Source organism: Desulfobotulus pelophilus (assembly GCF_026155325.1).
GTDB classification, from domain to species: Bacteria; Desulfobacterota; Desulfobacteria; order Desulfobacterales; family ASO4-4; genus Desulfobotulus; species Desulfobotulus pelophilus.
Genome location: NZ_JAPFPW010000002.1, coordinates 314,578 through 337,389, shown reverse-complemented (window position 1 = coordinate 337,389; position 22,812 = coordinate 314,578). Strand labels below are relative to the sequence as shown.

General features: G+C 51.1%; 19 protein-coding genes. 2 read left to right on the top strand and 17 right to left on the bottom strand.

The features are described 5' to 3' along the window. Positions 1 to 2: 2 nt before the first annotated feature. From rpoZ to OOT00_RS03490, 9 genes are all read right to left on the bottom strand, one after another. Positions 3 to 218, bottom strand: coding sequence for a DNA-directed RNA polymerase subunit omega (gene rpoZ / locus OOT00_RS03530; RefSeq protein ID WP_265423910.1), 216 nt, complete (start codon positions 216 to 218; stop codon positions 3 to 5). A 24-nt stretch (positions 219 to 242) separates the two neighbouring features. Continuing rightward, positions 243 to 710 carry a transcription elongation factor GreA gene (gene greA, locus OOT00_RS03525; RefSeq protein WP_265423909.1) on the bottom strand — a complete coding sequence of 156 codons (468 nt, stop codon included), beginning with the start codon at positions 708 to 710 and terminating at the stop codon, positions 243 to 245. 224 nt (positions 711 to 934) lie between these two features. Continuing rightward, entirely contained in the window at positions 935 to 1,957 is a 1,023-nt protein-coding gene (locus OOT00_RS03520) for an aspartate-semialdehyde dehydrogenase (RefSeq protein ID WP_265423908.1), read from the bottom strand. Between the two features lie 260 nt (positions 1,958 to 2,217). Beyond that, positions 2,218 to 2,982 (bottom strand): CDP-diacylglycerol--serine O-phosphatidyltransferase, encoded by a 765-nt coding sequence (gene pssA / locus OOT00_RS03515; RefSeq protein WP_265423907.1) that lies wholly within the window; start codon positions 2,980 to 2,982, stop codon positions 2,218 to 2,220. Then, entirely contained in the window at positions 2,979 to 3,650 is a 672-nt protein-coding gene (locus tag OOT00_RS03510) for a phosphatidylserine decarboxylase family protein (protein WP_265423906.1), read from the bottom strand. The genes pssA and OOT00_RS03510 overlap by 4 nt, the downstream gene beginning before the upstream one ends. Positions 3,651 to 3,868: 218 nt before the next feature. After that, complete coding sequence (locus OOT00_RS03505) at positions 3,869 to 4,546, bottom strand: class I SAM-dependent methyltransferase (RefSeq protein ID WP_265423905.1); 678 nt, start codon at positions 4,544 to 4,546, stop codon at positions 3,869 to 3,871. Positions 4,547 to 4,587: 41 nt separating this feature from the next. Continuing rightward, the gene (locus tag OOT00_RS03500; protein WP_265423904.1) at positions 4,588 to 6,855 is read right to left on the bottom strand and encodes a DNA translocase FtsK; all 2,268 of its coding nucleotides are present in this window, start codon (positions 6,853 to 6,855) and stop codon (positions 4,588 to 4,590) included. A 10-nt stretch (positions 6,856 to 6,865) separates the two neighbouring features. Then, positions 6,866 to 8,515 carry a ribonuclease J gene (locus OOT00_RS03495; RefSeq protein WP_265423903.1) on the bottom strand — a complete coding sequence of 550 codons (1,650 nt, stop codon included), beginning with the start codon at positions 8,513 to 8,515 and terminating at the stop codon, positions 6,866 to 6,868. 154 nt (positions 8,516 to 8,669) lie between these two features. Then, positions 8,670 to 8,990, bottom strand: coding sequence for a hypothetical protein (locus tag OOT00_RS03490; RefSeq protein WP_265423902.1), 321 nt, complete (start codon positions 8,988 to 8,990; stop codon positions 8,670 to 8,672). 461 nt (positions 8,991 to 9,451) lie between these two features. On the opposite strand from OOT00_RS03490, the gene OOT00_RS03485 reads away from it, so the two are divergent. Further along, positions 9,452 to 10,696: a M48 family metallopeptidase gene (locus OOT00_RS03485; protein WP_265423901.1), complete on the top strand. Its 1,245-nt coding sequence runs from the start codon at positions 9,452 to 9,454 to the stop codon at positions 10,694 to 10,696. Positions 10,697 to 10,752: 56 nt separating this feature from the next. Here the strand turns inward: OOT00_RS03485 and OOT00_RS03480 are convergent, their stop codons facing one another. The 7 genes from OOT00_RS03480 to ilvD all read right to left on the bottom strand — a co-directional run bounded on the left by OOT00_RS03480 (position 10,753) and on the right by ilvD (position 19,994). After that, positions 10,753 to 11,640: a DMT family transporter gene (locus OOT00_RS03480; protein ID WP_265423900.1), complete on the bottom strand. Its 888-nt coding sequence runs from the start codon at positions 11,638 to 11,640 to the stop codon at positions 10,753 to 10,755. A 153-nt stretch (positions 11,641 to 11,793) separates the two neighbouring features. After that, positions 11,794 to 13,335, bottom strand: coding sequence for a 2-isopropylmalate synthase (locus tag OOT00_RS03475; RefSeq protein ID WP_265423899.1), 1,542 nt, complete (start codon positions 13,333 to 13,335; stop codon positions 11,794 to 11,796). 404 nt (positions 13,336 to 13,739) lie between these two features. Beyond that, positions 13,740 to 15,329 (bottom strand): citramalate synthase, encoded by a 1,590-nt coding sequence (gene cimA, locus OOT00_RS03470; protein WP_265423898.1) that lies wholly within the window; start codon positions 15,327 to 15,329, stop codon positions 13,740 to 13,742. Positions 15,330 to 15,541: 212 nt separating this feature from the next. Next, positions 15,542 to 15,874 carry a CGGC domain-containing protein gene (locus tag OOT00_RS03465; RefSeq protein ID WP_265423897.1) on the bottom strand — a complete coding sequence of 111 codons (333 nt, stop codon included), beginning with the start codon at positions 15,872 to 15,874 and terminating at the stop codon, positions 15,542 to 15,544. Positions 15,875 to 16,065: 191 nt separating this feature from the next. After that, positions 16,066 to 16,554, bottom strand: coding sequence for an acetolactate synthase small subunit (gene ilvN, locus OOT00_RS03460; RefSeq protein ID WP_265423896.1), 489 nt, complete (start codon positions 16,552 to 16,554; stop codon positions 16,066 to 16,068). 14 nt (positions 16,555 to 16,568) lie between these two features. Beyond that, positions 16,569 to 18,263, bottom strand: coding sequence for a biosynthetic-type acetolactate synthase large subunit (gene ilvB / locus OOT00_RS03455; RefSeq protein ID WP_265423895.1), 1,695 nt, complete (start codon positions 18,261 to 18,263; stop codon positions 16,569 to 16,571). Positions 18,264 to 18,323: 60 nt separating this feature from the next. After that, positions 18,324 to 19,994 (bottom strand): dihydroxy-acid dehydratase, encoded by a 1,671-nt coding sequence (gene ilvD / locus OOT00_RS03450; RefSeq protein WP_265423894.1) that lies wholly within the window; start codon positions 19,992 to 19,994, stop codon positions 18,324 to 18,326. A gap of 434 nt (positions 19,995 to 20,428) precedes the next feature. Here ilvD and OOT00_RS03445 point away from each other — a divergent pair, with 434 nt between their 5' ends. After that, positions 20,429 to 21,835, top strand: a complete 1,407-nt coding sequence (locus OOT00_RS03445; RefSeq protein ID WP_265423893.1) for an amidophosphoribosyltransferase — start codon at positions 20,429 to 20,431, stop codon at positions 21,833 to 21,835. 7 nt (positions 21,836 to 21,842) lie between these two features. Here the strand turns inward: OOT00_RS03445 and OOT00_RS03440 are convergent, their stop codons facing one another. Continuing rightward, complete coding sequence (locus OOT00_RS03440; RefSeq protein ID WP_265423892.1) at positions 21,843 to 22,700, bottom strand: N-acyl homoserine lactonase family protein; 858 nt, start codon at positions 22,698 to 22,700, stop codon at positions 21,843 to 21,845. Between the last annotated feature and the right edge of the window lie 112 nt (positions 22,701 to 22,812).

The following is a 22,812-nucleotide window of genomic DNA, read 5'->3' as shown; positions in this document are numbered from 1 at the left end:
GCTTATTTATCACCCTTTTTGCTGCCGGAGTCCGTATCCGAGACAACCCGACCCGCGGCAATCTCCCGCAAAGCCATTACCACATCCTCATTTTTTGCCCGCTGTACCAGATACTCAGATCCCTCCCGCAGCTGGCGTACCCGTTTAGCAGCCATATGCACAAGCTTAAACCGGTTGGGAACTTTACTCAGACAGTCTTCAATGGTCACACGTGCCATGAACGGCTCCTTTGTTACTGGGTTTTATAAAATATCCACAAGCTCATAACAACGTTTACCACCGGGAGCATCCACCACAACCTCATCTCCGGGGACCTTGCCAAGGATAGCCCTGCCCAGGGGAGAGGATACGGAGATTTTGCCCTTACTGATATCCGATTCATCCGGACCCACGAGCTGATAGGTCACCTCAGCACCGGAGTCCACATTCTCCAGAAGGATGCGGCAACCAAACACCACCTTATCTCTGGTAACCTTCGATGTATCAATTACATCGGCATTAGCCAGCTTGAAGCTGAGGTCTGCAATACGGCCTTCAAGAAAGGACTGCCGCTCCTTGGCAGCATCGTACTCAGCATTTTCAGAAAGATCGCCATGGGCACGGGCAACCTCTATGGCCTCTATATTCCTGGGCCTTTCTACACTCTTCAGATGTTCAAGCTCCTTTTTAAGGTGCTCATACCCTTCCTTGGTAATGGGAATACGTTCCAATGGAAAAACTCCTGTTTTCTTTGTTCAACAGCCTAAGTAAAAGAAGATGAAACTTCTGCCATGATCGGATAAGAAGTTCCATCCTCTTTGATATTTCACCGATACTGTCTTCAGAATGAAGACATATGTTTCAGAAACGCCTCCGTCAGTGATCCCACGATGGAAGGCATCCCACACAGTAAAAACCGTACTTATTCAAAATAAAATTCTCACAAGAACAGATATCAAAGGTACTTTTCAGCCAGTATTTCGGCAATCTGAATGGTGTTGGTGGCTGCACCTTTGCGGATATTATCCGCCACAATCCAAAGGTTCATGGCATTCTCCATGGATTCATCCCTTCGAATACGTCCCACCAGAGTATCATCCTGGCCAGTCGCATCAATGGCCATGGGATACACATTACCCGCAGGGTCATCCACCACACGCACACCGGGTGCAGCTCGAAGCAGGTTCCGGACATCCTTCATATCAAAGGGCATACGGGTTTCGACATTCACAGCTTCAGAATGCCCATAAAAAACTGGCACACGAACGGTTGTAGCCGTGATACCGATGGTGGCGTCCCCAAGAATTTTTCTGGTTTCGTTCACCATCTTCATCTCTTCTTTCGTATACCCATTTTCCAGAAAAACATCAATATGGGGCAAACAATTGAAGGCAATACGATGGGGATACACTCCGCATACCGGATCTGCCCTGTCAAGAACAGCCTGTGTCTGTACGGACAGTTCGTCAATGGCTTTTTTACCCGTACCAGACACCGCCTGATAGGTTGAAACCACAATGCGCTTCAGCCCGTATGTACGATGAATGGGCGCCAATGCCACCAGCATCTGTATGGTAGAACAATTCGGATTGGCAATAATACCCTTACCCACATAGCCAGCAACAGCCTCCGGGTTGGCCTCAGGGACCACAAGGGGGACATCAGGGTCCATGCGCCAGGCACTGGAATTATCCACCACGACACACCCCGCTGCTGCCGCATGGGGGGCAAACGCAAGGCTCGGTCCACCGCCTGCGGAAAACAGAGCTATATCCACGCCCGTAAACGAATCTGCTGTAAGCTCTTCCACGGCTATATCCTGCCCCCGAAATGACAACGTCCGTCCAACGGAACGGCTGGAAGCAAGAAGTTTCAACGACTTAACGGGAAAGTTACGAGACTCAAGACCACGGATCATTTCATTGCCAACGGCACCCGTTGCACCGGCAACGGCAACATTCAAAAGTTTTCCGGACATGGTAATGCAAACTCCTTACGGTTTTCAAACAAGGGGGTATAAAGTCCGGCCTGCTTGCAGAGAGAGACTATTGGTAAAGGCCAACCGGAGGTTCCATAAAACTCTTCGGGCCTGAAAATCACCCGAATGACGGCAGGGACCAGACCGCCTGTCTTTTATACACCATTCTCAGAACCTGATAGAATTATAAAAATAAAGATCCATTCCCAATTCCTTCAGGATTGAAGAATGGATCCTTGCCTGTCTCTCTTATTCTCTGATCAGCTGTCCAGCTTTTCTTCTCCCAAAACCTCTTCTACCGGTTCATCCTTATGCCCCTTCAGCATCCCAAGGGGACCGGAAAGAACATAGATAAGGGAAATAAGAAAAAGGGCCACCGGTGGTTCGGCAGCAATGAACACAAAGATCAGTATGCAGGCCACCAGCACATGGAAGTTAAACCGTTTGAAAAGGCTGTGTTTTTTAAAACTGCTATAACGGACATTACTTACCATGAGAAAAGAAAGCGCATACAGCATAATCATGGGAATAAAAGGCCATTCCACAAAACTTACCAGCGTTCGTTCACACAAAAGCAGCGTTGTGGCCGCCATGGCCGCCGCTCCGGGAATGGGAAGACCAGAAAAATCACTTCCGGGAGTCGCGTCCACCATGGAATTGAAACGAGCCAGGCGCAAAGCTCCGCAGATCATGAAAAGAAAAGCAGCAAGCCATCCCAACCTTCCCATAGGCTGTAAAGCCCAGAGATAAATCAGCAGACCCGGGGCCAGACCAAAGGAAATCAGATCGGCAAGGGAGTCATACTCTATGCCGAATCGGCTGGTTGTATTGGTTGCCCTGGCCACCTTGCCATCCAGTATATCAAAAACAATAGCGACAAAAATAGAGATAGCCGCTGTCTCGTACTGCCCGTTGATGGCAGAGATAATGGCATAAAAGCCACAGAAAAGATTCATGGAAGTTAACATATTAGGCAGCACATACACACCCTTCCGGGCGCGGGACATCCCATTTGTTTTTTTCATCTCAGACTCCCCAGTGTTGTTGTGCCAGCGGACACACGCTCACCCACTTTGACGGAGCACGCAAAACCTTCGGGCAGATACAGATCCAGGCGGGATCCAAAACAGATAATCCCAAAACGAACGCCCCTTGATACCTGATCACCTTCCCGTACTCTGCAGATGATACGGCGGGCCACAAGGCCTGCCACCTGCACGGTCCAGAATTTTACCGAAGACGGGGTCTCTATGAGAAGTGCATTCCGCTCATTATCCTTTGACGCTTTGTCAAGACTGGCATTAAAAAAACGCCCGGGCTGATACCGAATCTCCCGTACAGTACCGTCAAAGGGAATTCTGTTCACATGAACATTGAAGACAGACATGAAAATACTGATCTGAAATGCAGGCCCATCTCCATAAGGATGAGAATCCACCCTTTGTGCTACAATTACTTTCCCGTCGGCAGGCGAAACCATGGCTTCCGGATCAGCCGGAATCAGACGATCCGGGTCACGAAAAAACCAGAAGCAGAAAAGGCTGGCGCAAAGCCCCAATCCAGTCAGCCATGCCCACCCAGCAAGGGCAGCAATGGCCGTCACAAAAACGGAAATCAAAATAAACGGGTATCCGGCCCTTGCAATGGGAAAGCCGCTTTCAGAAGGAAGTTCAGGTCGCAGAAAAGCATTCATGTGTCTGTATTCAATCCGTTTGTAGGAACGTTTACTGTAAAATAACATCCACCAAAATATCCATCCGCTCCGGTCAGATATTCAGTTCAGTCAGTTTCTGTCAGAATGTTCATACTTCATTCAGATTTTACTTTCAAAACTTATATAAACTAACAAAATACACAGAATCTGTCAATGCAGACCATGTTCACCCCTACTCCGGCCATCCCGCCCCCTGCTCATTCAGGAAGATCCGGAGGCAATTCCCCCGGCCGATAACGCCGCAGCACCCCAAGGGACTTTGTACGGGGCAGCTCTTCAAAAAGACCTGATTTTTTAGCCGTTTCATAAACATACCAGGGAGCCTGCCCCCCGTCCTCCGGACGCTCAAAAATATCATGCACCACTAAAAAACCACCGGGCTGCACATGGGAAAACCAGCTCACATAATCCGTATACGCCGCCTTGAATGTGTGCCCCCCATCAATAAAAACAAGGGAAAGGGGAGTATGCCAGAAACGGGCAATGTGGTCTGACCCGCCAACAAGGGGGACCACCGTATCTTCCAGTTCCGCTTCTGCCAGAACTTTCCGCAGAAAAAACAGAGTGTCCATACGGCCGGTACGGGGGTCAACCAGCTCCGGGTCATGATAGAGTTCTCCAGGCTGCTGCTCTTCATTGCCCCTGTGATGATCAATGGAATAGAGAATCCCCCCATGTGACTGACAAGCCGGCCCCATGTAAAGGGCTGATTTCCCGCAGTAGCTGCCTATTTCAAGGCAGGGTCCCATACGCCCTGCATCCAGCGCCAGCTGAAAAAGGCGCTCCCCTTCTTCCGGGTCCATAAAACCTTTTGTCCGTTCAATCAGATCAGTATTATACACAAAAACAACTCCCCTTCCTTGCACGTTTTTCATGCAACCGTATCCCGCATTGCCACGGGTGTACCATGGCAGACCTAGGGTATTTCGTCAAAAGCAGGAACCAGCACCTCTCTGGGCTTAGCTCCGTCAGCAGGACCGATTACGCCCTCCTGCTCCATGGCCTCTATGATTCTGGCCGCCCGGTTGTAACCTATGCGGAGATGGCGCTGAACCATGGAAATGGAAGCCTGACGATTCCTGGCTACCAGAGCCACCGCCTCATCATAACGGGCATCGTGATCCCCGCCACCACCTTCACTGTCTCCATCTCCATTACCCGCAAAGGCTTCCGTAACTTCCGACAGATACTCCGGCTCCCCCTGCTCCTTCAGGAATGCAATCACTCCCATCAGAGCATCTTCTCCTATATAAGCCCCGTGTATACGCTGCAAGCGGGCCGTCCCCGGAGGCATGAACAGCATATCCCCATTACCCAGCAATGCCTCCGCCCCGGAGGTATCCAGAATGGTTCTGGAATCGATACGGGAAGAAACCTGAAAAGCCATGCGCGTGGGGAAGTTGGCCTTGATGATTCCTGTCAGAACATCCACGGAAGGCCGCTGGGTTGCAAGGATGATATGGATACCCGCCGCTCTGGCCATCTGGGCAAGTCGTGCCAGAGCCACCTCCACATCCTTGGATGCCACCATCATCAGGTCAGCCAGTTCATCAATTACGATAACAATATAAGGAAGCTTTTCAGGAAGACAATCTTCTTCCGGTTCATTCGGTAATTTTCCGGGATCTTCCCGAACAGCCCTGACTTTTTCATTATACTGACCGATATTGCGGCATCTCAATCCTGCAAGGAGCTCATAGCGCCGCTCCATTTCTTTTACGGCCCAAAACAATGCCGCTGTGGCTTTTTTCATATCTGTCACCACCGGAGTAATGAGGTGGGGAATACCATCATATACAGACAGCTCAATGCGCTTGGGGTCTATCATGATCAGCTTTACCTCCTCGGGAGAGGCTTTGAAAAGCAGACTTGTAATCATGACATTCAGCCCCACGCTTTTTCCTGCTCCTGTGGCACCGGCAATGAGGAGATGGGGCATACGGTCCATTTCAACGGCAACGGGAAGCCCCACTATATCCTTACCCAGACAAACGGTTAAGGGCGATTTACTCTTCCGGAAAGACTCCGAAACCACGATCTCACGGAAATGCACCATCTCCCGCACGGCATTGGGCACTTCTATGCCGATGGCGGCCTTTCCCGGAATGGGCGCAATGATCCGTATGCTCATGGCCTTCAGTGCCAGAGCAAGATCATCGGCCAGATTTGTCACCTTACTGATTTTTACACCCGGTGCGGGCTTATACTCAAAGGTTGTAATGACAGGCCCCGGTGTTACGGTGACAACCCGGCCGTCAACCCCGAAGTCCGCCAGTTTTTTTTCAAGTATTTCAGATTGTGAACGCAGAAAGTCTTCATCCACGGGGCTGCTGCTCTCCGGAACCTTCTCCAAAAGATCCAGGGGAGGAAGCCGGAACACACCCTCGGAACGGGTAACCGGGAGTTCTTCCTGCACCGGGCATGGACGGCTTTTCAGCTTTACAGGCATGCGGGAGGTAATAACAGGTGTTTCTTTACGCCCCCCGACCTCCTTCGGAGGCATCGGTGGCGGCACTACAGAAACAGGCAGAGATCCGGCACTGCTCACCGGAGCATTTTTTCGGAGGGAAAATCGTTGTCCTAACCATAAAACCAGACCTTTCAGCAGGCTGCAAAAACGGAGAACACACAGCCAAAGAGCCCGTATACCGGCAAAAAACAGCCGCACACCCCAAACCCACAACCTGGCAAGGCCTGCCAGCACGCGCCCCAGAGAAAGCCCTGTGGCCACCATGAATCCAGCAACAAAAAGAAAAGCAAGAACCAGAAGGGCTCCCTGCTCCTTCACGTAATGCTCCAGCAGATCCCGCAGCAACCCGCCCACAAGACTGTTAACCGCAAAACGGCCCTGCGGAACGAAAGACCCGGACAGAATGGCTCCGGTAGCAAGTATCAGAAGAAAACCGCCCGCCGCCCTGACCCCCGGTGAAAAAGGATGCTCTTTTTTTCGCAGCACCCTCCATGTGGTTTCTCCGATAAGAACGGGTAACCAGAAAGAACCTGCGCCAAAACAGCCAAGGAGAAAACCCGAAATCCATGCACCGACAATGCCGAAATGGTTGTATACCGGAGTGTCTCCAACGGATCGGATAATGGAGGGATCTTCAGGATGAAAGCTTGCAAGACTTCCCAGAAGTAAAACCGCCATAAAAACAAGAAAAAGTGCCGTAAACTCCCGCCGCATGGGCGTCTCCCTAGACCTCAAAAATATGGGCAAGAATAATGGGCCTTCTCCGGATCGTAAAATAGAAATACTGGCGCAGGGCCTTCTGTAGCCTTGCCTTGATGATCTCTACCCTATTGGCCACCTCAGGGCCCACATCTTCAACAATTTCCAGGATAACACACTGCGCATCGTCAAGGACATGACCTGTCTCTGTCCAGAAAACAAACCCCCTTGAAACCAGTTCCGGCCCATATAACACAACTCCGGTTTCCTGATCAATCACCATGGTGATAACGGCGATACCGTCTTCTGAAAGAATCCGTCTCTCCCTGAGCACGCTGCGGCCCACATCGCCGATCCCCTTACCGTCGATCAGCACCCTTCCCGTGTGTACCACATTGCCCATACGCCCACCCCGCCCGTCAAAGAGGATGGTCTGTCCGTTTTCCGCAAGCAGAACCCTTTCCGATGGGATTCCTGTTTCCACGGCCAACCTCGCATGGTGCACAAGATGGCGGTATTCTCCGTGAATGGGAATGAAATACTTCGGCTTAGTCAGACTCATCATGAGCTTCAGCTCTTCCTGAAAAGCATGACCAGAAACATGAACTTCCGCCATCTTATTGTAAATGACATTCGCACCGCGACGGTAAAGGCTGTTGATGATAGCTGTTATGGCTTTTTCATTACCGGGTATGGATTTGGAGGAGAGAATAACCGTATCTCCTTTACGGATTCGGATCTGCTTATGTGAACCCTCCGCCATACGCGACAGTGCACTCATGGGTTCACCCTGGCTACCCGTGGTAATCATAATCACCTTACCATCACTGTTCTGGCCCATTTCCCCGAGATCCATTTCCATACCCTCGGGGATGGACAGGTAGCCAAGTTCCCGGGCTACCCGAACACTGAGCTCCATGCTGCGCCCGTTGATTACTACACGGGCTTCCCTTTTCCTTGCAATATCTACGATCTGCTGAATTCTGGCTACATTGGAAGCAAAAAGCGCCACAATCACCCTGCCCGGTGCATCATGAATCAGCTGTTCCAGAGTCCGGCCCACGGTTTCATCGGAAATGGTGTAACCGCTTTTTTCCACATTGGTGGAATCGGACAAAAGAGCCAGAACCCCTTCTTCACCGCAACGGGCAAAGGCATTCACATCAGTGATCATACCATCGATGGAGTTATGGTTGATCCTGAAGTCCCCCGTATGTACAACAAGGCCGACAGGCGTGCTGATCGCCAGCCCCACCCCATCCACCGTACTATGGCTGACCCGGATAAAACGAAGGGAAAAAACTCCGATATCCAGCACGTCTCCCGGATGGACTCTTTTCAAGTCCGCATCAATGGGATAATCAAAATCCGAAAGCTTGTGTTCGATCATGCCGATGGTGAAAGGCGTCCCATAGACGGGAACACTGATTTCTCTGAGCAGATAGGGCAGGGCTCCTATATGATCCTCATGGGAGTGGGTAATGATAACTGCTTTAATCTTATGGGAAAGCCCCTTGAGATACTCCATATCAGGGATGACAATGTCAACACCCAGCATGTAGTCTTCCGGAAACATAAGGCCCGCATCCACCACAAACACATCGTCTTCATATTCAAAGACCATCATGTTCAGACCAATTTCTCCGAGTCCGCCAAGAGGCACTATTTTCAGCATAGCAACATATCTCCAGAAATGATTAGCGTACAAGATATACCCGGCTCCAGCAAAACGGACAGGCCTGCCGGGATAAAGGAAAGTCAGCGATTAACGGAATCTATACAAAAAAGAAAATGCCTGAAGACAGGGCAGGAATAACAACAGGAGGAAATCAGACAATAACGCAGGCCTCTTCCAGCAGAGCATCCACAGTATCCATAATCCATCCTCGCTGGTTTGTGTCCGCATATCCCATACAACCACAGTGCATGGCTTTACGGGTACGGATCAGGAACTCACAGCAAAGACGGTTTTCTTCCAGATCCAGTGCAACCACATGGGGACGGCACTCCTCATGTTCCAACTGGAGGGGAGAACAGATAGTTTCAGGGAGAGGTACCCAGTAAACACCGCCCACAAGGGGTACTCCGTAGCGGGCTTTCAGTATGGCTTCCAGTTTCCGGTAATCTTCAAGCCGCAGTGAATCGACCATATATTGTTTCATAATAAAAAAACCACAAGCATTTCATTCCAAAAGTTTTTTCCCACAAGCATGCCCGGAGCAGATATCGACCCGGGTATTCTATCAATTCTGTTATACTATCATGATTTTTTTATGCGTACAAGATGAAGCAAAAACCGGCATAAAAAAATCTTCCTAAGAGTACTTTTTTACCCATAAAGAATTCACAATCAAAAACAGACCGGCAGCCCAGCAACATCCGTATCATTCTCCGTTCCATGGCAGCTGCACGGAGGAGAACCAGCGTCTTTTTACATTGCTTTCAGGCGGGCTTTCCACTAAAAAAACTTTTTTATGAAGTTGTTCCAGAGGGACCTGTCATCTGACCCTTCCGGAAATACGGAAGCCTGATTTATTATACAAGATCCGAAAGCATTTTTCCCAGATCTCTACAGGCCTTCTTATAATCAATCTGCATCCACGGAGCACCCATGAATACCAGTTCGCTTTTTTTCCTTTTTCTACTGCCCTACCTCATTGCAGCTGCCTTTGAGCACTTCCTTGTCTGGTGCAATGACAGTCATCAGGCCAGAAAAAACGATGGGATCCCCAAAGCCTTCAGAGGATCCCTTGACAAAAAAAGTATAAGACAAATGCGCCGGTATGGTGTGGACCGGAATCGATTCAGCACCTTTCACCGGATCAGCGCAGACACCCTGCTCATCGCAGCCCTGTTCTCAGGCCTTATTCAGGGCTTTGATACCCTTCTGCTTTCCCTGCATCCCATTATGGCAGGTCTGTTTTTTTTCGGTGGTATCGGCCTTACCTCTTTTCTTATCAGCCTGCCATTTGACTGGGCCCATAACTTCATAGTGGAAAAAAAACATGGCTTCAGCACCAAAACCCTAAAGGTATGGCTGTCTGATCAAGCCAAAAACCTCCTCCTTTCCCTTATCCTCGGAGGTATTCTTCTAGGAGGCATCCTTGCCGCTTTTCTGTTTGCCGGCAATCTGTGGTGGCTGGCAGCCTACTGCCTCTTCATGGGATTCCAGCTTCTCATGATTCTGGTGTACCCAACGTGGCTCGCCCCGCTTTTCAACACCTTTACCCCCCTGCCCGAAGGTTCTCTGCGGGAAGGAATCCGTTGCCTATGCTCGCGTACCGGGCTCCACCTGAAAGACATTCTTGTAATGGATGCGTCCAAAAGAACAGCCCATACCAATGCATACATGACCGGCCTCGGAAAAAGCCGCCGTATAGTACTGTATGACTCCTTACTCACCAAGCACCCTGAAAATGAAATCCTTGCCATTCTTGCCCATGAAATCGGTCACTGGAAAGGTCGCCATCTTACCCGGCAGCTTCTCTATTTTTCGATTATCTCTCTTCTCATTTTTTCTATCGCAGGTCAGCTGATCTCATGGCCCCTGCTGTACGAAGCCTTTGGATTCCAGCAGCCCAGCGCCCACACAGGGCTGTTCCTCCTTACCCTCATCTGGACACCCGCTGCACTTATTCTGGCTCCTTTATCCAATGCCCTTTCAAGAAAGGCCGAATACAAAGCCGATGCCTTTGCCAAAAAAATAACCGGATCACCCGAAGGGCTGCAAAACGCCCTTCGACGCATGGCAAAGGATAACCTTGCCAATATCACACCCCACCCGCTGTATGTTTTTTTTCATTACAGCCACCCGCCCCTGGCAGATCGAATAGAGGCCCTTGACAAGCAGGGATGAGTATGGACTGGCGGAAGTATCGGGCAGAGCAGCATCCAAATAAAAAACATTACGAATCAAACACTTCTGCCAGCCATAATGCCACCGGCAACAATCAGCAGCCCCCCTGCCAGAGTCATGGGATGCAGTATTTCACCCCACACGAATGTCCCGAGTATGCTGGCAAAAAAAACCGTAGAGTAGGTGAAGGGACCAATCCGTGCTGATGGAGCCATGCCATAGCCGCTGGTGAGGCATATCTGTGCCGCAAAGCCCACCCCGCCCAGACAGACAATAAAAACTATCAGACCCACATTCATTGCCTGCCATACAGGCAGAGCCGCCGGTGCTGAAAACAGCGTGGCAAGAAGGGTAAACCATGCAACCGTCCGGAAGGGGGGCTCTGTTGCGCCCATCTTTCGAACCGTTGCCATGGCAATGGAGGCAAATGCAGCTGAAATCAGTGCCACCACAGCAGCCGGATGCACCTCATGAAAACCCGGTCGCAGGATCATCACAATACCAACAAACCCCAGCATACCGCCCACAACATGATGCCCTTCCAAAGGCTCTTTCAGCCAGATACGGGCCACCACCGGAGTCAGCAGCGGACTGGTATAAGAAAGCAGCACGGCTTCACCCAGAGGAAGCACGCTCAGGGCATAAAAATAGGCATACATGGCCACAAGACCGCTGAGAGAACGCAGAAGGTGGAGGCCGAAAGAGCCGGTACGCAGACCGATGCGTGCCCCGGGACCCCAGAACAGCTGAGGCAGAATGAAAAGACAGGTGGCCGCATTCCGTAAAAACACAACCATGGCCGTGGGCATATCTTCTGTGGCAGACTTCACCATGGCTCCCATGACCGCCAGAAAAAAACCTGCCGCAACAAGAAAAAGGGCTCCGGCAACCACCGCACCGGATGGAGATCGCAAAAAAGCCCCTACTTCATTTTTCTTCATCATCCCATGCCGCCTGAATCCGAAAACCGATATCCTGATTACAAGGATACCGGTTTCTTAGATTGATCAGTCCCTCACCGAATCCCAGCACCGACAAATCCGGCCCGGATTCCACACAAAAAACAGGGCTCAGACACCCGAAGCACGGTTACATTCTCAGATACTCTCCATGGACCGGTCCGGATTATTCTTCATGGCAACCAGACGGTTGAGACCATTAACAAAGGCCCTGGCACTGGCTGTGACAATATCCAGATCCGCCCCTCTTCCCATGGCCACACGGTCACCTTCCTTAATACGTACGGTCACTTCCCCCTGGGCATCCGTTCCTCCCGTAATGGCAGAAACGGTGAAGCGCAGAAGCTCCGGGCACATACCCGTCAGCTGCATAATGGCATTAAGGACAGCATCAATGGGACCGTTACCACTGGTGAAAACAGGCCCCAGAAGCACACCTTCCCTGCGGATGGTAACGCCCGCCATGGGATGAAAGGTATTGCCGCAGGAGATCTGCACATCCCCCACTTCAAAGAGATCATTGGCCCGCAGCACGTTCTCCGTAACCAGCGCTTCCAGATCCTCATCCTGTATACTCTTTTTCTTATCCGCAAGATCTTTGAACTGGGTAAAGATAACATTGATCTGATCAGGCTCCAGCGTATACCCCATGGCTTCAAGGCGGGCCCTTATGGCTGCCCTGCCCGAATGCTTGCCAAGCACCAGATTATTCTTGGCAAGACCGACCGTTTCCGGCTGCATGATCTCATAGGTCATGGGGTTTTTCAGCACACCGTCCTGATGAATACCGGACTCATGGGCAAAGGCATTGGCTCCCACTATGGCCTTGTTGGGCTGAACAATCATACCCGTGATCTCCCGTACCGTACGGCTCACGGGATAAATTTTGGTGGTATCAATACCCGTCTCCAGACCAAATACATTTTTGCGGGTGTTGATAGCCATGACCACTTCCTCAAGGGCCGTGTTGCCTGCCCTCTCACCGATACCGTTAATGGTCACCTCCGCCTGCCTTGCACCAGCAGCCAGAGCAGCCAGAGTATTGGCCGTTGCAAGCCCCAGATCATTATGGCAGTGAACCGAAAGTACCGCTTTGTCCATTCCCGGTGTCCGGGTCATCACATAACGGACCAGCGCAGCATATTCTTCCGGAACAGCATAACCCACCGTATCGGGCAGGTTCACCGTTGTGGCACCCGCCTCAATCACGGCTGCGAAGACCCTGCAGAGAAAATCTCTGTCCGAACGGGAGCCGTCCTCCGCAGAGAACTCCACATTGTCCGTCAGGGTTTTTGCATACCGAACTGCTTCAACAGCTTTCCGGAGAACCGTTTCCCGATCCATCTGCAGCTTATATTTCATATGGAGCTCAGATGTAGCAAGGAAGGTATGAATTCTTGGATGTTTTGCTTCTTTGATGGCTTCCCATGCCCGGTCTATATCACCCTTTGATGCCCGGCACAGTGCGGCTACCTGCACCCTTTCAACAGAGGCAGCAATACGACGTACCGCATCAAAATCCCCATCACTGGCCGCAGGAAAACCGGCCTCAATGACATCAACCCCCAGCTCCTCCAGGCGCCTTGCTATACGGATTTTTTCCTGCGTATTCATACTGGCACCGGGTGACTGTTCGCCATCCCGCAGGGTAGTATCAAAAATAATTACACGGTTATTCATCGGGAGTTCCTTTCAGGACCATACGAAACAGACAGATTCCTCTGCCCGTCATTTTTTTATCTCAAAAAAATTCTCACAAGTACGACAGACGCATCCCGATATTGCCAAGCATGGGCCGCAGGACAGGGGCCTTTGCCTTGCCTGCGGCGTATACGCTCCATGGACTCAAAGTGATTGCTCCTTTCCCGGTTTATAAAAAAGTAACACCCTGACTACTCAGCACGTTTTTTCATGAAACTCCGGAACCGTAATTCCCGTGACTTGGCACCCCCGCTTAGGGCCCTGTCCGCCAGACAGATCCCTTACCAGCAACAGGCTGAATACCAGCTCACGCCGGGGTTGCGGCACTTTGCCTATAAAGTAACCTGTTATGTTACTCAGAAGTTATGTGCCATACTAACGGCTTAAATCTCGGAAGAGCCCAGCTTATAATGAAAGCTGTCCGCCAGGGCCTGCCAGCTGGCTTCTATGATATCTTCGGAAACACCAATGGTGCTCCATATGGTATCCGGATCACGGGAATCTATAAGTACCCGTACCTTAGAAGCTGTGCCACCGGAACCGTCCAGCACCCGAACCTTGTAGTCCACCAGTTGCATATGGGCCATATCTCTGGGATAAAAACACTCCAGGGCTTTACGCAGGGCATTGTCCAGAGCTGAAACAGGTCCGTCTCCGGATGCAGCGCTCATCTCCTCACCAAAGGGAGTGTCAATGTGCACAACAGCATGGGACCGGCAGTGTCTGTCCTTATCCTTCTCCACGGTAACCCGGAAATTCTTGAGCTGAAAGCGGGGCTTGAAACGACCGGCCATACGTTCCACCAGCAGACGGAAAGAACCTTCTGCCGCCTCAAACTGGTAGCCTTCCTGCTCCAGGCGCTTAATTTCAGACACCACCTCCCTGGAATCCACCCCCTCCATGTCAATGCCCATTTCCCTTGCTTTATAGGTAACATTGCTCTTTCCGGAATAATCACTCATGATAACCCGTCTCTCATTGCCCACAAGCTCAGGCACCATGTGCTCATAACCCCTGGGCTCTTTCAGAACGGCGGAAACATGAGCGCCTCCCTTATGGGCAAAAGCACTCTTACCAACAAAAGGACGACTGTTCAGTGGAGGCACATTGGCCGTCTCACTGACAAAGCGGGAAAGACTTTTCATGCGAGCCAGCCGTTCCGGACTCATGCAGTCAACATCCATCTTCAGCTGCATCACAGGAATGATGGAAGTCAGATCCGCATTTCCACAGCGCTCTCCGTATCCGTTAATGGTACCCTGTACCATAACCGCTCCGCAGCGAACCGCCGTAATGGTATTGGCAACGGCAAGGCTTGCATCATTGTGGGCATGGATACCCAGCTTGATGGGCCGGGCGTCTCCGGAGAACCGGTCTCCCAGCCAGACTTTTACATCTTCCATCACTGTTTCAATCTCGTGAGGGAGGGAACCGCCATTGGTATCGCAGAGAACCAGAACCTCTGCCCCGCCTTCCCATGCCGCCGTCAGGGTTTCAAGGGCATACTCCCCGTTATCCTTGTACCCGTCGAAAAAATGCTCTGCATCGTATATCACTTCCCGGCCCAAAGAAACAAACCAGGCCACGGACTCACGGATCATACGCAGATTTTCTTCCAGGGTGTTCTCCATGATACGCTCGATATGGAGATCCCAGGTTTTGCCGAAAAGGGTTATTACCGGTGCCTCACTTGCGGCCAGCGCCTTGAGGAGAGGATCATCGCCCGGCTTCATGCCCGGCCTGCAGGTGGAACCGAAGGCAGCAAGCTTTGCATTTTTAAACGTAATGGATCTGGCAGCCTCAAAAAAAGCCGTATCCTTGGGATTGGCTCCGGGCCATCCGCCTTCGATATAATGAAAGCCCATATCATCAAGGCGCAGGGCTATCTTCATTTTGTCTTCAGCGGAAAAATTGATGTGTTCTCCCTGGGCGCCGTCCCTCAGGGTGGTGTCGTAGAGCAGCATGGATGTCATGGTAACCGCCTTTATGGTTCATACCCGGCCTGTAACCGGGGAAAGGGTCTTTTTCACGGGAAACCTTATTCTGAAGAAAGGCCCCTTACCGGAAAAATCTAAAAAAAAGATCTTTCCGGCTGCCTGTATTACCCGGATGCGGATCCGGGCAATACAGAAAACCGGAACAATTACTGTTAAGAGACTCCCATAAAAAAGAAGATACAAATTACTCAGTGGGTATAATCAAGGATTTTAATATCCGGACCAAGCTTTTTCCTCACGGCTGCCTTCATGGTTTCAAAGTGGGGACAGGCAAAATCAATGGGGTTTCCCTTTGAGATACAGGAAGCAAAAGCAATGACCTCCGCACCTTTATCCACCATCATTTTTGCCCGCATCACAGCCTTTTTTCCCGGACATCCGCCACAGGAAAGAAAACCCAGCACTTCCACTGGGCCTGTCTGTTCAAAGGCAAGCTTACCTTGCCCTGCCACCTTGAAGTCCGTTGCTCCTGCACAGAGATCCTCCGTCTGCTGGCATCGGATAATACCTGCTTTTTTCATACAGATCCTCCTTTCACATCATTTATTACATAGTACATAAATTTCACGCAAAGGCTTAAAAGACCTGCCCTCTTGATTAAGGAAGAACAGGTCTTTTTTCAAAATCTACTCCACTGTCAGCTACTACAAAAAAATGCATCCCTTACCCCTGAAGAGCACCTTCTGCCCTCCAAGGGTAAATTCAAAAAAACTTAATGCATTTCTCTGACAAGGGCGATGCTACCCGTACGGGCAATTTCCTTGATCCCCATGGGCTGCAGCATATTGAGAAGAGCAGACAGCTTATCTTCATCCGCCGCCACCTCAAGGGTGTAGTGCTCAGGACCGGAATCCACAATTTTACACCGGAAAATATCCACGATACGCAGAACTTCCGCCCGATTTTCCGACCGTGCATGCACTTTGATCAGGGCCAGCTCCCGAAGTACATGACGCTGCTCCGTGAAATCAAGAACCTTAATCACATTGATCAGTTTATTCAGCTGCTTTTTAATCTGCTCCACAATGGGCTTGTCTCCCCGGGTAATCATGGTAATGCGGGAAATACCCGGTTCCATGGTTTCCGCAACGGACAGGGATTCAATATTGTACCCTCTGCCGGAAAACAGACCCGTAATACGCGAAAGAACACCGGGCTCATTGTCCACAAGGATGGAAAGAATACTTTTGTCTCCGTTCATTTGTCGCCTCCGTATCAGACCAAAAGCATGTTGGTGATGGGGGCTCCGGCAGGAACCATGGGATAGACACACTCCTCACGGGAAACCATAAACTCCATGATCACGGGACCGGGAGTCTCTATACCTTTTTTCAGTACGGCTTCCACTTCATCGGGCCGGGTTGCCCGGAAACCGGCAGCGCCATAAGCCTCCGCCAACTTTACGAAGTCCGGGGCATGGGTCATATCCGTCTGAGAATAATTTTTCTTATAAAACAGTTCCTGCCACTGCCGCACCATACCGAGATACTGATTGTTCAGGATAACAATTTTTACCGGCAGCTTATTCTGAACAGCCGTGGCCATTTCCTGAATATTCATCTGAATGGAACCGTCACCTGCCACATCTACCACAAGCTTGTCCGGGAACGCCATCTGCGCACCGATGGCTGCAGGAAAACCATAGCCCATGGTTCCCAGCCCCCCAGACGTCAGCCACTGATTGGGTTTCGAAAAATGATAATACTGGGCCGCCCACATCTGGTTCTGCCCCACCTCTGTACTGATTATGGCGTCACCCTTTGTTATCTCAAACAGTTTTTCCACCACATACTGAGGCTTGATCGTCTCACAGTTCTGCTGATCATATTTCAGAGGATTGGTATCTTTCCATTTTTGAATCTGCCCAAGCCATTCCCTGCGCTCCGGCCCGATTTCCTCCGGATCCTCCGCATCCAGAAGCTGATTCAGGGCTTCAAGGGTAAGACGGCAGTCACCCACCACAGGCACATCCACAGTCACATTCTTATGAATGGACGTGGGGTCAATATCCACATGCACGATGGTGGCCTGATTGGCAAACTCATCGGTTTTTCCCGTTACCCTGTCATCAAAACGAACTCCGATGGCCAGCATCAGATCACAGTCGGAAATAGCCATGTTGGCTCTGTACGTCCCATGCATGCCCAGCATACCCAGCCACAGCTTTTCATCCGTCCCCGGAAAAGCTCCAAGGCCCATCAGGGATGCGGTAACGGGAATATTCGCCCGCCTTGCAAGGTGGGTAAGCGCCTCCGATCCTTTAGAAAGCACCACACCGCCACCGGCAAAAATAATGGGCTTTTTTGCCTGCTTGATCAGGCCCACAACCTTGGCCACCTGCTTGGTATTCGGATAATAGGTGGGATTGTAGGATTCCATCTGGATATCCTTAATCCCTTTATAAAGGGTACGGCTGTTCGTTACATCTTTAGGGATATCAACAAGAACAGGACCGGGCCGACCGGAACGGGCAATATAAAAAGCCTCTTTGATAATACGTTCCAGCTTCGTGATATCTTTCACAAGGTAGTTGTGCTTGGTACAGGGCCTTGTAATCCCGACAATATCCACTTCCTGAAAAGCATCGTTACCGATGAGACTGGTAGGCACCTGCCCTGTAATCACAACCATGGGAATGGAATCCATGTAAGCCGTGGCAATACCCGTTACGGTATTGGTAGCCCCGGGACCGGATGTTGCCACACAGACCCCCACCTTGCCCGAAGCTCTGGCGTAGCCATCTGCCGCATGGACAGCACCCTGCTCGTGGCGGACAAGAATGTGCCTGATGTCATAGTTTACCAATGCATCATAAAAATCGATGACAGCGCCGCCGGGATAGCCGAAAACCGTATCCACGCCCTCGTCCTTGAGCGACTGCCAGAGAATTTGTGCGCCTGTCAACTCCATGGGAATCATCCTTCGTTTGGGTAAAAAAACTATTGCTTTATCAATGAATTCTTATAAAAACTACCCGTCCAGCACCGCACCTCTGCTTGCGGAAGATACCCTCTGGCTGTAACGGGCCATGTACCCTCTGGTTATTTTGGGTGGGGGCGGCACCCAGACGGCCTTCCTCTGTGCGAGAACCTCATCCCCCACCCTGAGAACAATACTTTTCTCCGGAATGTTAATGGCAATAAGGTCTCCTTCTTCCACAAAGGCAATGGTTCCACCACTGCTGGCTTCGGGAGATACATGCCCGATGGCGGCCCCCCTTGTTCCACCTGAAAAGCGACCATCCGTGATCAGGGCCACGTCCGCGTCCAGCCCCATACCCGCAATGGTGGATGTGGGAGTCAGCATTTCCCGCATACCGGGCCCACCCTTAGGACCTTCATAGCGGATCACCACCACATCGCCTTTGCGTATATCTCCTGCCATAATGGCTGCCGAAGCGGCTTCCTCGGAATTAAATACACGGGCAGGCCCTTCATGGACCATCATTTTATCCCGAACCGCCGACTGCTTCACCACACAGCCTTCGGGTGCCAGATTGCCGAAAAGAACGGCAAGACCTCCCTGCTCATGGTAGGGGTTATCCAGAGGCCGTATCACCTCCGTATCCAGCACCCGGCTTGCGGCAATATTCTCTGCAATGGTTTTGCCCGTAACCGTCATGCAGTCTCCGTGAATCCGTCCCGCATCGGCCAGAACCTTCATCACCGCTGAAATACCGCCCGCACGGTTCAGATCTTCGATATGGTCCTTGCCGCCGGGACTTAAGGAGCAGAGATGGGGAGTTTGGGCACTCACCTCATTAATCATATCAAGATCAATCTGCACCCCGGCTTCACCTGCGATGGCCGGCAGATGCAGAACGGTATTCGTGGAACATCCCAAAGCCATATCCACAGCCAGGGCATTCTCAAAGGCCTTTTTCGTCATGATGGTGCGGGGGGTAATACCTGCCTCAAAAAGCTCCATCACCTTCATGCCCGCGTACTTGGCCATACGCTGCCGCTCCGCCATGACCGCAGGTACCGTACCATTACCGGGAAGCCCCATGCCAATGACTTCCGTAAGACAGTTCATGGAATTAGCCGTAAACATACCGGAACAGGAGCCGCAGGTAGGACAGGCCGCATCTTCAATCAGGGCCAGCTCTCGCTCATCCATAGCACCGCGCTTCACCGCACCGACGGCTTCGAAAACAGAAATCAAGTCCACCTTGGTTCCAGGCTTCTCCGGGTGTCTGCCCGCCAGCATGGGACCACCACTGATGACCACTGTGGGCAGGTCAAGGCGGGCAGCAGCCATGAGCATGCCCGGAACGATTTTGTCACAGTTGGGAACCATGACCAAACCGTCAAAGGCGTGGGCCGTGGCCATAACCTCAATGGTATCCGCAATCAGCTCCCGGCTTCCCAGGGAATAGTGCATACCCGTATGATTCATGGCAATACCGTCACAGACACCGATAACACCAAAGGTTACGGGAAGCCCGCCTGCCATGTAAATTCCGGCCTTGACAGCTTCCACAATCTTATCGAGGTGCACATGACCCGGAATAATATCGTTGGCTGCATTGGCAATACCAATAAGAGGCCGCCGGATCTCCTCATCCGTATAGCCCATGGCCTTGAAAAGGGATCTGTGGGGAGCCCGCTCTATACCGTCCTTCACTTGCCCGCTGCGCATGGTCACTCCTTTCATGCTTGAAAAACAAAAAAACCGTTATCAGCTGTCAGGCTGATAACGGTTCTGAATCTTCCGTTCGGCGTTTATAATGCCATTACCAAGCCTGACCCTCGAGCGGTGGCGCCACCACCACGAGAACGATAATCACGAGAATAAGGCTGATAAGTATAAGAGTAAGCATGGGACTGTCTTTCTCCATTTTGTTTGAGTGTGTGCTTTAACAACAGCCCATTTTAATGTCAACACTCTTTTGCATGAAAAATCCGTACCTTCATATTTTTTTCTGTACTTGAGAGCCAATGGATTCTATAACGCCACCTGTCTGATATGTAAGTTCACCAGCAAAAAATTCCAATCCACCATTGCCATTCCCTTTTGAAAAAATGGGACTGAAAAGACAGCATACCGGCAAAACATGTAAGGAAGGGAGTATCATGGGGGGCGTGTTCGGCGTGGCCCGGAAGACAGATTGTGTGGGAGACCTTTTTTACGGAACAGACTACCTTTCCCATCTCGGCACCCGGCGGGGCGGCATGGCCGTAGCCGGGCCATCGGGATTTACCCGCAAAATCCACAATCTGGAATCAAGCTATTTCCGTACCCAGTTTGAACCGGATCTAGGTCTTTTTTCCGGCAATATGGGAATCGGAGTCATCAGCGATACGGATGCCCAACCCATGGTCTTTTCATCTCACTTGGGACGTTTTGCCCTTGTAACCGTTGGGAAAATAACCAACATTGACACCCTTGCCCAGAAAGCCCATTCAACCCGCTATGCCTTCAGTGAGTCTTCCGCCGGCAAAATCAATCCCACAGAAATTGTGGCTATGCTCATCAGTGCGGAAGAATCCTTTGAGTCGGGAATTCTGGCCGTACAGGAAAAACTCAAGGGTTCCTGCACCTTTATCCTGATGACGGAAAAGGGCATTTACGGCTGCAGGGATCTTCTTGGCAGAACGCCACTCATCCTCGGCCAGAGAGATGGTGGTTATGCTTTTTCTTCCGAATCCAGTGCTTTTGTAAATCTTGGCTATGAACCAGTCAGGGATCTCGGACCGGGAGAAGCGATTTTCATCAGTCCGACAGGCTGGGAAGATCGTATTCCTGCAAAGGAGCCCATGCAGGTTTGCTCTTTCCTCTGGGTCTACTACGGCTACCCTTCTTCCAGTTACGAAGGCATCAACGTGGAAGCATTCCGCTACCGCTGTGGCGCAGCCATGGCTGCAAAAGATACGGTTCCGGCAGACTTTGCAGCCGGCATTCCGGATTCCGGCATCGGTCATGCCGTAGGCTATGCCAATGCCCGAGGGATTCCCTACCAGCGCCCCATTGTCAAGTATACCCCCACATGGCCGAGAAGCTTCATGCCCCAGAACCAGAAAACCCGTTCTTTGGTCGCCCGCATGAAACTGATCCCCAATCGCAGCCTGATCGAAGGAAAATCCATGGTTCTCATGGATGATTCCATCGTCCGGGGAACCCAGCTCGCCGACAATGCACGGGTACTCTGTGCCTATGGTGCCCGCCATGTTCACATGAGAGTGGCCTGCCCCGCACTGATATTCCCCTGCGAGTTTCTTAATTTCTCCAGCTCGCGCTCTTCCCTGGAACTCATCGGGCGTAAAGCCATACTCGCCCTTGAAGGGGATGAAGCCATGGATCTTCATCGATACGCAAATGCCGCTGATCCAAAAAACAAAGCAATGACAGCATGGATTCAACAACGGATGGAACTGACTTCTTTACAGTTTCAGGCTTTGGAAGATCTGGTGACAGCCATCGGCCTACCCAAAGAAAAACTCTGCACCCACTGCTGGGACGGATCAGGTTTCGGCTTTTAATTTTTCATCAGGGCAGCATCCTTCTGCTGCCCTTGCCGCTGTCAGGCCGGCTGTTTCCGCTCTTCACTGTCAGGATAAAGGGCCCCGGATCATGGGTCAGCAGTATCCGGGCACACCCCCTGCGCAATCGCGAAAAACTCACTTCCCTTGTTCCGCATGGCGCATCCATTAATTTGTTTTTTTTCATAAAAGCCCGCAATCTTTTCCACTGTTCATCAGACCACCCTGTTTTTTCCCCTTTGCACCTACGGTAATCCTCCCAAAAATCTGCAGGCAGTGACGACCAGAGACCGGAATAGTCAAAGGGCAGATCTCCCGCCAGAGCAAGGGTTCCCTCCTCCGTTTCCACGAGAACGACCTGATGCCCCGCGCAGTGCCCTCCCGTACGCCGCACCCGAATCCCCGGTACAATTTCTTTGTCTCCTTCGATGAGCACCATGCGATCCAGCAGTGGAAGCCAGTGTTGAGGCCGGTAATAAGTTTCTTCATTGGGCTTCAGACATAAAAAAGCCCGGAAGGCATCGGCCTGAACATGGAAACGGGCATGGGGGAAAAGCCGCATCCCTGCCGTATGATCCCAGTGCAGATGGGTCATGATCACATCACCGACATCTTCCGGCACAAGGCCCAGACTTTTCAGCAACTCCTCCAGAGATTCGGTTCTTTTCTGTGCCGCGAAAGATCCATGACCGCCTACATCTTCAGGGTCAAAACCCGTATCCACCAGAACCAGCCCCGATGCAGAATACGCAAGAAAAATACTGCTGGGGATATTTTCCATGGAAGGCAGAAGATCCCCCCCCCATTGAGTACGAAAACGTATGGAAAAGCGGCCATTAGCCAAAATATGTATCTGCCAGCTCACCCGACACCCTCCTTTACTGACGCACTTATGCCGAAAAATGATAAAATAGTGGTTACTCTTTGTGCCAAAAGCCCCGGAAATAAATCACGCAAAGAATCACGCCACTCATCTG

What these genes read in the sequence shown, in the direction of transcription:
- rpoZ (WP_265423910.1), bottom strand. Translation starts at nt 218, where the DNA reads ATGGCACGTGTGACCATTGAAGACTGTCTGAGTAAAGTTCCCAACCGG.
- OOT00_RS03520 (WP_265423908.1), bottom strand. Translation starts at nt 1,957, where the DNA reads ATGTCCGGAAAACTTTTGAATGTTGCCGTTGCCGGTGCAACGGGTGCC.
- pssA (WP_265423907.1), bottom strand. Translation starts at nt 2,982, where the DNA reads ATGAAAAAAACAAATGGGATGTCCCGCGCCCGGAAGGGTGTGTATGTG.
- OOT00_RS03510 (WP_265423906.1), bottom strand. Translation starts at nt 3,650, where the DNA reads ATGAATGCTTTTCTGCGACCTGAACTTCCTTCTGAAAGCGGCTTTCCC.
- OOT00_RS03505 (WP_265423905.1), bottom strand. Translation starts at nt 4,546, where the DNA reads ATGAAAAACGTGCAAGGAAGGGGAGTTGTTTTTGTGTATAATACTGAT.
- OOT00_RS03500 (WP_265423904.1), bottom strand. Translation starts at nt 6,855, where the DNA reads ATGCGGCGGGAGTTTACGGCACTTTTTCTTGTTTTTATGGCGGTTTTA.
- OOT00_RS03495 (WP_265423903.1), bottom strand. Translation starts at nt 8,515, where the DNA reads ATGCTGAAAATAGTGCCTCTTGGCGGACTCGGAGAAATTGGTCTGAAC.
- OOT00_RS03490 (WP_265423902.1), bottom strand. Translation starts at nt 8,990, where the DNA reads ATGGTCGATTCACTGCGGCTTGAAGATTACCGGAAACTGGAAGCCATA.
- OOT00_RS03485 (WP_265423901.1), top strand. Translation starts at nt 9,452, where the DNA reads ATGAATACCAGTTCGCTTTTTTTCCTTTTTCTACTGCCCTACCTCATT.
- OOT00_RS03480 (WP_265423900.1), bottom strand. Translation starts at nt 11,640, where the DNA reads ATGATGAAGAAAAATGAAGTAGGGGCTTTTTTGCGATCTCCATCCGGT.
- OOT00_RS03475 (WP_265423899.1), bottom strand. Translation starts at nt 13,335, where the DNA reads ATGAATAACCGTGTAATTATTTTTGATACTACCCTGCGGGATGGCGAA.
- cimA (WP_265423898.1), bottom strand. Translation starts at nt 15,329, where the DNA reads ATGACATCCATGCTGCTCTACGACACCACCCTGAGGGACGGCGCCCAG.
- OOT00_RS03465 (WP_265423897.1), bottom strand. Translation starts at nt 15,874, where the DNA reads ATGAAAAAAGCAGGTATTATCCGATGCCAGCAGACGGAGGATCTCTGT.
- ilvN (WP_265423896.1), bottom strand. Translation starts at nt 16,554, where the DNA reads ATGAACGGAGACAAAAGTATTCTTTCCATCCTTGTGGACAATGAGCCC.
- ilvB (WP_265423895.1), bottom strand. Translation starts at nt 18,263, where the DNA reads ATGGAGTTGACAGGCGCACAAATTCTCTGGCAGTCGCTCAAGGACGAG.
- ilvD (WP_265423894.1), bottom strand. Translation starts at nt 19,994, where the DNA reads ATGCGCAGCGGGCAAGTGAAGGACGGTATAGAGCGGGCTCCCCACAGA.
- OOT00_RS03445 (WP_265423893.1), top strand. Translation starts at nt 20,429, where the DNA reads ATGGGGGGCGTGTTCGGCGTGGCCCGGAAGACAGATTGTGTGGGAGAC.